This is a genomic window from Priestia endophytica (assembly GCF_026790145.1).
In the GTDB taxonomy this organism is placed as follows: Bacteria; Bacillota; Bacilli; order Bacillales; family Bacillaceae_H; genus Bacillus_I; species Bacillus_I endophytica_A.
This window is the reverse complement of sequence record NZ_JALAMS010000046.1, coordinates 1-9,102: the sequence shown is the minus strand read 5'-3', so window position 1 is coordinate 9,102 and position 9,102 is coordinate 1. Positions and strand designations below refer to the sequence as shown.

The 9,102-nt window shown below is 33.0% G+C and carries 11 protein-coding genes; 4 read left to right on the top strand and 7 right to left on the bottom strand.

Translation table 11 applies throughout. The features are described 5' to 3' along the window. Nucleotides 1–591: hypothetical protein (locus tag MOC86_RS23775; RefSeq protein ID WP_268586403.1), on the top strand; the 591-nt coding region annotated here is incomplete at its 5' end. A gap of 72 nt (nucleotides 592–663) precedes the next feature. Here MOC86_RS23775 and MOC86_RS23770 read toward each other — a convergent pair. The 4 genes from MOC86_RS23770 to MOC86_RS23755 form a co-directional block, all read right to left on the bottom strand. Continuing rightward, the gene (locus MOC86_RS23770; RefSeq protein ID WP_268586402.1) at nucleotides 664–1,725 is read right to left on the bottom strand and encodes a hypothetical protein; all 1,062 of its coding nucleotides are present in this window, start codon (nucleotides 1,723–1,725) and stop codon (nucleotides 664–666) included. A 33-nt stretch (nucleotides 1,726–1,758) separates the two neighbouring features. After that, nucleotides 1,759–2,592 (bottom strand): hypothetical protein, encoded by an 834-nt coding sequence (locus MOC86_RS23765; protein WP_268586401.1) that lies wholly within the window; start codon nucleotides 2,590–2,592, stop codon nucleotides 1,759–1,761. After that, on the bottom strand, nucleotides 2,593–3,042 hold the full coding sequence (locus MOC86_RS23760) for a hypothetical protein (protein ID WP_268586400.1): 450 nt from the start codon (nucleotides 3,040–3,042) through the stop codon (nucleotides 2,593–2,595). Between the two features lie 135 nt (nucleotides 3,043–3,177). Beyond that, nucleotides 3,178–3,948 carry a restriction endonuclease gene (locus MOC86_RS23755; protein ID WP_268586399.1) on the bottom strand — a complete coding sequence of 257 codons (771 nt, stop codon included), beginning with the start codon at nucleotides 3,946–3,948 and terminating at the stop codon, nucleotides 3,178–3,180. A gap of 241 nt (nucleotides 3,949–4,189) precedes the next feature. Here MOC86_RS23755 and MOC86_RS23750 point away from each other — a divergent pair, with 241 nt between their 5' ends. Next, nucleotides 4,190–5,098, top strand: a complete 909-nt coding sequence (locus MOC86_RS23750) for a hypothetical protein (RefSeq protein ID WP_268586398.1) — start codon at nucleotides 4,190–4,192, stop codon at nucleotides 5,096–5,098. A 430-nt stretch (nucleotides 5,099–5,528) separates the two neighbouring features. Here the strand turns inward: MOC86_RS23750 and MOC86_RS23745 are convergent, their stop codons facing one another. Further along, entirely contained in the window at nucleotides 5,529–6,167 is a 639-nt protein-coding gene (locus MOC86_RS23745; RefSeq protein WP_268586397.1) for a hypothetical protein, read from the bottom strand. Between the two features lie 202 nt (nucleotides 6,168–6,369). Between MOC86_RS23745 and MOC86_RS23740 the strand changes: the two genes are divergently transcribed. Both MOC86_RS23740 and MOC86_RS23735 read left to right on the top strand, forming a co-directional pair. After that, complete coding sequence (locus tag MOC86_RS23740; RefSeq protein ID WP_268586396.1) at nucleotides 6,370–6,582, top strand: hypothetical protein; 213 nt, start codon at nucleotides 6,370–6,372, stop codon at nucleotides 6,580–6,582. A 107-nt stretch (nucleotides 6,583–6,689) separates the two neighbouring features. After that, entirely contained in the window at nucleotides 6,690–7,514 is an 825-nt protein-coding gene (locus MOC86_RS23735) for a hypothetical protein (protein WP_268586395.1), read from the top strand. 284 nt (nucleotides 7,515–7,798) lie between these two features. Here MOC86_RS23735 and MOC86_RS23730 read toward each other — a convergent pair whose 3' ends face one another. Together MOC86_RS23730 and MOC86_RS23725 are read right to left on the bottom strand one after the other, a co-directional pair. Then, nucleotides 7,799–7,945: a hypothetical protein gene (locus MOC86_RS23730; RefSeq protein WP_268586394.1), complete on the bottom strand. Its 147-nt coding sequence runs from the start codon at nucleotides 7,943–7,945 to the stop codon at nucleotides 7,799–7,801. 601 nt (nucleotides 7,946–8,546) lie between these two features. After that, complete coding sequence (locus tag MOC86_RS23725) at nucleotides 8,547–8,756, bottom strand: hypothetical protein (protein ID WP_268586393.1); 210 nt, start codon at nucleotides 8,754–8,756, stop codon at nucleotides 8,547–8,549. Between the last annotated feature and the right edge of the window lie 346 nt (nucleotides 8,757–9,102).

Below are 9,102 nucleotides of genomic sequence, written 5' to 3'. Positions count from 1 at the left end.
CTAGCTTTTGATATGGAGGAAAAAGGAAGTCCCGATGTACCAAAAGGCATTCCTTTTAAGAGTAATGCCATCACCTATACCGTGGTTCCTAGCTTAAAACAATTTAATAAATTAAACATAGACCGAGCAGAATTTTCACAACGATGTTTTGTGGTTCAAGGAGAGCAGTGTTTGGATATTCCTTTCGAACAATGTACGGGTGAAATTGGCGTCATCTGTATTCAGATACAAGAAATTGAGAACAAAAAGAAAGAGACGAAACAAACGCTCAAAAAGGATGCAAGAGCTAAACAACAAGAGGAAAGTCAACCTCTAGAAGAAAGTAAACGAGAAAAAGAGAAAGAGCCTCTTCTTGTTCCAAAGGGGACGAGAGACTGGATGTCTTTAAAGGAGATTAAGGTTCCAGAAGCCTTTCTTCAATTTACATCAGGTGTAGCTAAACAAAAGGCTGTAGAAGAAAGTATTGAGAAGAATGAAACCGTAGATAAGCCGATTATTATTGACCCTGAAACGCGTGAGCTTCTGGATAGTTATAGCCGTTATTTTGTAGCCAAGAAAAAGAATTTAGATCGTGTTCCTGTACATTATTAATTGTTAGAAAAAAATAAAAAGAGAGACATGAGCTTACTTCGTTTAATGAGCCTATGTCTCTCTTTTTATTTATTATTCAATTTCGGATTTTTGCCGTTGCCGTTCTTTAATCCAGATTAACAGATCCTCAGTCATCCTTAATATCCAGAGAGCATCATTCATAGTTGTACGTTCCACATAAGTCACTCCATCTATCCTAGGACCTTCATTAATATGGGGTCCTAAATCAGAAGATAAAGAATATAGTCTATTTACCATGTTGAATCTTGGAAATTTAAATGGTACATGGTGAGCTCCAAGTTCTTGGTTAAGTTTAGCAGGTCTACTTAGTATGTGTTTAGGATCATCTACATTTTCTATATATGTATCTGTACTTAACTTTTGAAGACCTTTTAACCATTTAGTTGTATCGTCTTTTGAATCATCGAATATCCCTGTTATAATATTTCGACATGCTGAGATACAAGAGACCGCATTACCTTTTGTATATGTTTCTAAAGCTTCTTTATAAGAAAGCGCAATAACAGGAAAATCAGTTTCTAACCATTTCATTAATAAAGAAGGATTTCGACCCAGTTCTTTTGAGCCTTGATTTGTAAAAGGTTTTAATACTAATTTGTAATCAGAATAACCGATATCTAGATTCAAAATATGTAAATTATGAACCATTTCATGATACTCTTTCCTAGCTTCTTTGTTTATGATTTCTAAATTTCCATCCTCATCTGAGGCCTCAAGAACATATTTTAAAGGATTATTATAACGATTTCTTCTCTGTAGGTCTTCCTGTAAATCCTCGTTCAATATATCAACGATATCAATTTCTTCTACTATAGAACCTATTAGGTTAGTGAAAGCCTCTGAATTCTGACCATTATTATAAACTTCATTTAGAATAGCTTTTATTGCGGAATAAAATCCACTAAATTGAGGGTTTTTATTTTCATACAGGGTTCCATTCGATTTATTAAATGAAATAGGAGTAAGGGCATACTCATATTTAGTGAATAATTTACTCTGTCCTGCATTAGATAAGATTCGATCCCACTTAGAGTTATCATGAGTTCGAATTATCATCTGATTATCTATAATAGTTGCTATCTTTGATAAAGAAATATCTTCAATTGTATCCAACAAAAAGTTCCCCTATTATCTCACTCTTTCTTTTTAAGGTAGTGGCAAGGTCTGAATTGTATCAATGAACTGGCTTGCTGTTGTTGCCAGTGCAGTTCCACTACCTACTAATCCTGATACACTTGTTAAGGCATTTGTTGCTCTCCTAATTAATGAAGGTTTTACCTCTTCCCCATTTTCCACCTTTTCCACTACCTCGGTTACGTGGTCCATAGCATCTTCTTTTAGATCTGGATCCTCAATGTTCGCTTCTTTTAGCAGTTGGAGGAGATCCTTAGCAATTGCTTGAAGAGCTTCACTTTCTTGTCCATTATGTGTTTGGTTCATTGTAGTATTGCCAGTCACATTTCCTTCAGTAAACATTAAGTTTCCTACTGATCCTGTAACCATAATTTTTGCATTTGGTTTTTCATCAATACCCATTGTAATTGCCATCTCCCCTAAATAAGATGTAATTTGATCAACAAATAAACGTACTACATCCTTATTGAAATTTTTTACAATATCTGCGTATTTTGCACCTGAATAAAATGCGTATGAGCGTGCAAACCCCATGTAAGAATTATAATTTTCTGTTACATACTTAAGAAGCTGATATATATAACTAACTTCTTCATCGGGATCAAGAGGTAATACAAATTTATCTTTAATACTTTTTTCTTCAATAATTTTTTTAAAGTCATAGACTTGGGTATGCTTTTGTTCAATAAAATCTTTTATTATAGGTTGTTTATCTATGAAAATCATAAATCGTTTAGTTAACCGCATAGCCTCATCTACATCAGTGGCGCTGAGTACATGCCCATAAACCACTCTAAACTTTTGAGAAATAATTTTAAAATCTTTAACTGAGATCATTTCGTTCATTTAATTCACTCCACAATAAGGGCAGTAAGGACCTATTCCAGACATTGAAAAAGTAGAAAGTTTTGCTGACTTTGAGCAGCACATAAATTCTACAATGTTGTAATCTTTTTGTTCAAATAAGGTTTGAGGAACCTTAGCCTTTAGAGGTTTACCTGCCTTGAATTTTATACCTTTATTTCCTTTAAAAGATTTTCCGAGATCTTTAAAGGCATCGTTTATTATATTGAATGCTTCTTGTTCTAAGACTGTTTGTGCATGCTCTAAAATATCCTCTGTTAATAATTCGGAAGGAGATTGAGGAATACCACATGAAGGACAGAAAACTTCCAATACATGGTCTTCTTCTACATCCCCGGGAACTAATTTAAATTCTTCCTTGCACAAATTACATTCAAAAGAAGAAAAACCCTCGTGATCAGTCTGCTTACTAATTTCGATTCTTCTTTCCATTAATGTTCTTCTCCCTTTTTTTAAAAAATATATTCTATATAAATTCTTAGGAGTCTCGTATTTCATCCTTGATACTTTTTAATTTACTATATATTGTTTCAAATGGAAATACATACTTATCAATACTCGAATACATTAACATTTATATTCTGTTAGCCATTGTTTTAAGTCTGTATAATCCTTTAAACTCAACTCATATTTAAGAGGAGAAGCAAATTTTATAGCATCTTGTGTAAAAGAAGAGGTAGTAACAATTACACCAACATTTGCTCTTTCTGCACTTTTTACACCATATAGTCCCCTAACTATTTCAACCCCAACTTTGTTAGTTTCACTATATCTTTTAGCTTCAACTACATATAGGGTAGTTCCAATTGAATCCTTCTTTATTGCATATATGTCTTTTCCACCATCTCTTGTACGTGGAGTTAATTCTACTTGATATCCTTTATTATTAAAAAGTTCGGCAACTAATTCCTCGAACTTTCTTGAATCAATTTTACGCATCATTTCAGGATTTCTTGCCATATACCTAATCAATTCTTTATTAATATCGGTAAAATCAATTCTAAGTTGAGGATTCTTTACAATAAGACCTTCATTGAATATTTCGGAATAAGCCTCGGATACTGGCAAATACTTCGTGTATCCTTGTGCCACATGTTGGTTCGTATAAGGATACTTCACAATTCTTCTTGGCTTTTTTTCACCACGAGACTTGACTTCATTTTCATTCATATGTATTTCACAAATAAAGGGACAGGTATAGTCTTGTTCAATAAACTCCTCATTTAAAGGTGGTGCGTAATAGTCATACAGATATACTTCATAATCTGCATTTCTTTCACATTTTTCTACAGAACATTTAGTATCGGGGCTAAAACTTTCATATTTTTTAATTTCCATGATAACTTCCCCCTTTTTTAGAATCAGTATCTCTATTTTTTGAAAAACTAGAACTATATTATATCCCAGTTAAATCATTTATTGGAATTATATTCATAAATAAATCGTCGTCTTTTTGATACTAAACTCTTCATTGCTTGCAAAACTGTAATTTTTTTATTTTGTCCAATGAAAATAAAGTTGTTTAATTTACAATAAAGGGAGTTGAAAAATAATAATGATTGCTTAATTATATGTGGGGGTGTCAACTATTAAAGATGTACTTCATAAAACTTTGTTAGAAAAAGGGGTCCCTGAATCTCATATCTTAGACATGCAAGCAACTCTTAATGTTAATGAATATCCATACGAATATTATTATGAGGAGATTATGGAGGAAGAAGATAATTATGAGCACGTGCCTCTTTCAAAGATTAAAAGTTTAGGTTTTAGAGGTACGGAAGGTATCTCATGGTTTGACCATGCTTGTTATAATGGAACTCATAATATTGATGAGAGCCGTTGTCAAAAAGCCTTTGAACATTTAAAAAAAGAATCAATTGAAGAATTTCAAGAATACTACAAAAGTAGTTTTGTTGAATTAATCTATTTCATTGATGACGATTTTTATGCTGTGTATGGAGACGGAACACACCGCACACTTTGGGCAAAAGTCACAGGAGCGTCAACTATTTATGCGAGGGTTACTAGGGCTAAAAAAAACTCCATAGCTTATGAAGTTCATCAGAAATTTAAATCCTTAGAAAAAGAATTTTATAGTTATCTAAAGTCTAAAAAATTGGAATGGACGGAACCCAGGTACTTAAGCAGTGATATAAATACTGTAAGTGAAATTATTTATAAAGGGCACTTTTTATGGGTATATCCTATGTATTCTCCAAAAAAATTTCGTTCCAAAGATAGTTGTGATCCTAAGATTATAATGAATTGGAAGAAACAACAAGAAGATTTTCGTAATAAACTGGCGTTGATACTTCGATATAAAAAGAAATTGCATACAATTATAAAACTAACTCCTCGAAAATGGGAAACAAAATGTATTTCCTTTCTTGAAAAGTGGAGTAAACATTGGTTGTTCTCTGATGAACAAGTGGAATTAAAAAAAGTAGGTTTTGACATGTTTTGCATAGATAGAAAACATATGTCATAGTAAAAAGATGTTGTTGTATTAAACTATACTTATTTGAGTAATAAAAAAAGTTTTAGTATATATTGTTATAGGTGTTTGTTATACTCTACAAGTAGTAAATATCCTTTTTTAAAACCCATCCAACTCCACTTACTAGAGAGTTAGATGGGTTTTACTTATAAATTTTCATACTTCTTAACCAACTTATAATACGTTATCTTTTTAACATTAACTTCCTTCATAGCTTGAACAGCTGTAATGATTTAAAATTTACGTTCATTTTGCCCCTCTACCTACGTTCTTTATAGGAAGAGTAAAAGCATTTTCAGGCGACATTCTCATGTTATTTAATCTATGGTTAACTGTAGACCTATGTATGTTATATTTTCTACACGCTTCAGATAGTGGCAACCTTTCTCCAAACACTGTTACATAGCGTGTAGCCCTTGTGTTATTGTCTAGTTGCCCATCTGCAATTTGCCAGAGTATAATCTCCATTAACGTCTATTCGGTCTATGGTTAGCCCCTCTTTATAGGTATCTGCCATGTCTCTATGAAATGCTTCAAAGCTGTTATTCCATTCATCGCAAACTTTAATCCCGCGTCCACCGTAATTTTTATAAGCTTGGTTTTTAGGATTATTACATCGCTGTTTTATATGCTCCCAGTTCTTATAAATAGGATGGTTATAAAGCCCATGCCTTACATTTAAGTCAGAACGTCTGGTTAGGCATCCGCATGATTTAGATTGACCGTTTTTTAAATATGCTTTTCGTGTGATGATTTCTTTCCCACACTCACATTTGCATTTCCACATAGTAGCCCGGCTTGTTCGATCACTTCCTGCATACTCAATAACGGTTAATCTTTCAAAAACTTGTCTCGTTAGATCTTCTCTAAATTTGTTTACTTTTTTTATGCATCCGCATGACTTCGTTGTTCCAGATTTTAAAGAAGCTGTTCGCGTGGTTACTTCTTCCCCGCATTCACATTTGCATTTCCACATGTTATATCCATTTTTGGATCCCGCATACTCTACTACATTTAATTTGTTGAAGACTTTTCCAGTTAAATCTTCTTTTATAGGCAATTTTGTTCCTCCCCCTTTTATGTATGAACAAATTATTATTGTTTGAATATTATAGTTATTAGCACATTTTTCATTCTAGAAGATAGCAATAATTCCCTCTTTCTGACGTTTTCGAATATGATCCCGCTCTTCTTGGGCTGTTAGTTTGAAATAAAGTTGCGATGTTTATGAAAAAGATGCTCCTAAAGACACAAGAGAGTGGATGTCTTTAGAAGACATTAAGGTTCCAGAACCTTTTCTTCCATTTGCCTCAGGAATGGCTAAACAAAAGATTGTAGAAGAAAGTATTGAGAAGAATGGAACGGTAGATAAACCGATTATTATTGATCCTGAAACGCATGAGCTTCTTGATAGTTATAGTCGTTATTACGTAGCGAAACAGATAAAGCTAGAGCGTGTTCCTGTACATTATTGATGGTTATTATAGAATCTCATTAATAAAAAAAACGGTGGAAATACACCGGATATTTTTTTATTAATAGAAGACAATAAAAAAAGTATTTACTTTAGGAGGGATCAATAATGGCAGATCGGTTACATCCAGGAGAGAAGCTTCGACCTGGTGAACAACTTCTCTCAAAAAATGAAAAATACACTCTTGTTATGCAGCAAGATGGAAATTTAGTATTGTATCCAATTGGAAGCAGTGATGCGGTTTGGGCAAGTGGAACTCACGGACATCAAGTTGATTGGGCTGTTCTTCAAGATGATGGAAACTTTGTCATCTACGGGGAAGGTCGAGCATTATGGCACTCACATACTCACGGGAATCCTGTTTCCTATCTAGTATTACAAGATGACCGTAATCTAGTGATTTATAACCCAGAAGGGAGGCCTCTCTGGGATACAAAGACAGCTACGCGTCAGACAGCTACAGGTCCTTTTCGTTTTCCAATTAGTGCTGAAGTAGAAGATAAACTTGGATCTAAAAGAAAAATGAGAACAAAGTTTACAATTTCTAATAATGGGCGTATTAGTGCATTAACAAAAACAAGTACGGATCAATTGGGAATTGGGTTTCATGGCACTGTAATCTTGTTGTTAACAGATGAGGAAGGGAATATTCTTTATGAAAGTCAGCCCCATACGTGGGGAGTAAATGGTAAAGGTGTACCAGGTGATGTTTCTAATAGTAGAGAAAAGTATTGGAGCGAGATATTTCCAGCAGAAATTGTTGAAAAAGTTAGGGGATGTCGTGTAATTCACTTTGTAGATCCACACGGAACTCTACATGACACATTGAAACAATTCAATCAAATTCTAGATCAACTAGTTGATGCAAATAGAAAAATTAGAGAAATTTACACCTCATGGCAAGAAGAAACAGTATTAGTACAGGAGCAATAGTGAATATTTAGAAAGTGCTTATTAAACTATCGGGCACTTTAACGGAATAAGGATCCTAGAAATGATCAATCTTTTTTATAAAAGCTTGGTTTAATTGAATATATTAAAAGCGTGTTTTGATCAATATTTTTTCAAAATACGCTTTTTCCTTTTGTTCGTTTATCAAGGTTAATAGTATTAAATTAATCAGATCTTATTCCAAAGCTACAGATGACTACATGAAAAGCCCTTGTTCTATAATGGTATGAGTGCTTTTTTATTTTTGTTGGGAATTTTGATATTCTTCACCAATTTATAAAATGTTGTTTTTTTACATTGGCCTCTTTCATCGCCTGTACAGCTGTAATCTCCTCATTTCTCCATCGGTTATAAGCTTCAATAAATTCTTGGTTAACTTGGACTTTAGGTCGTCTAAATTTTCTCTTTTCCATTTTTATACTCTTTTTGTGTTTCAATCCCTATTATTCTATCAAATGCGTTCGTAAAAGTGTATATATTTAAAAGGGCGTTCGTAATTTAATTTTAAACTTAAACGAACTATGAAATTGCTAGATTTCTAATCAAAAAGAAACGTCCTTAAAAGTACACTTTTATGGACGTTCATTTTACGAACTGTCTGGTTGTGTTCATTTTTTATAGAGTCACAAGGTAATTAAAAGTAAGTGATGGATATGACCATTATGCTCGTTCATAATAGAAAAAAAGCGCCAACTCGTTTTTATTAAACAGTTTTGCGCTTTTTACTGCTTATAATCAACATTGTGGTGCGACAAGAAGTCGCTTTTATATAGTGTGGCTTACGCCACTGGTTTAGACGCAAAAACTATCCCTATCCAAAACTGCGTGTCTGGTAATAGAGTAACAGAAACTTAATCAGCACCGTATTTCATCAAGTCATGAAAATTACTTGCAAAAAAATCAGTTCACGAGGTGAATCAAGTAGTATTTTCTGAATTCAATAATTTATAGACTGGTGAATGTAAATATAAAAACACCTTATCCAAATAGGATAAGGTGTTTTTTAAATATGTACTAGCATTTTTCTTTCATGCTCACCATTGTGTTCATCATTGATGACATCATTTCATCGCACTCTTGCATTTTAGACATCATTTGATCCATGTCCATCATTTGATCCATGTTCATATCACACATATCCATCATCATTTTCATACAATTCATTTCAGACATCATTCTTTCCATACAAGTCATCATAGTCATTTTCATACACATTTGTTCCATTTTACATTCCTCCAGGTAGATAAATTTGGTTTGAATAAAAAGGAAATAAAAAAGCGCATAAAAAGTTCCTCAAATGTACTTGATAATTAATTTGTTGCAGAAACATGGGAATACCCGATCATGCAAGTCAAATTACCATTATACTTTAGGACTTTTTAGCGCTTCTTGTCGTCAAGTCAGCTTTTCCTTTTTTACCCAATTTTGATTATATAACAGGAATTCCCTACTTTCAATATATCATTATCTTAATTTACTTATATTTAACAAATTTACTTATACTTAAAAAAACGGTTCTGGTGCAAAAACCTTAAACTGATTGTAATTAATCTATCAAACTTGGACATAC

Excerpts from the sequence above, each read along its gene's own strand:
- MOC86_RS23765 (WP_268586401.1), bottom strand. The coding sequence starts at position 2,592 with ATGAACGAAATGATCTCAGTTAAAGATTTTAAAATTATTTCTCAAAAG.
- MOC86_RS23760 (WP_268586400.1), bottom strand. The coding sequence starts at position 3,042 with ATGGAAAGAAGAATCGAAATTAGTAAGCAGACTGATCACGAGGGTTTT.
- MOC86_RS23755 (WP_268586399.1), bottom strand. The coding sequence starts at position 3,948 with ATGGAAATTAAAAAATATGAAAGTTTTAGCCCCGATACTAAATGTTCT.
- MOC86_RS23740 (WP_268586396.1), top strand. The coding sequence starts at position 6,370 with ATGTCTTTAGAAGACATTAAGGTTCCAGAACCTTTTCTTCCATTTGCC.
- MOC86_RS23735 (WP_268586395.1), top strand. The coding sequence starts at position 6,690 with ATGGCAGATCGGTTACATCCAGGAGAGAAGCTTCGACCTGGTGAACAA.
- MOC86_RS23730 (WP_268586394.1), bottom strand. The coding sequence starts at position 7,945 with ATGGAAAAGAGAAAATTTAGACGACCTAAAGTCCAAGTTAACCAAGAA.
- MOC86_RS23725 (WP_268586393.1), bottom strand. The coding sequence starts at position 8,756 with ATGGAACAAATGTGTATGAAAATGACTATGATGACTTGTATGGAAAGA.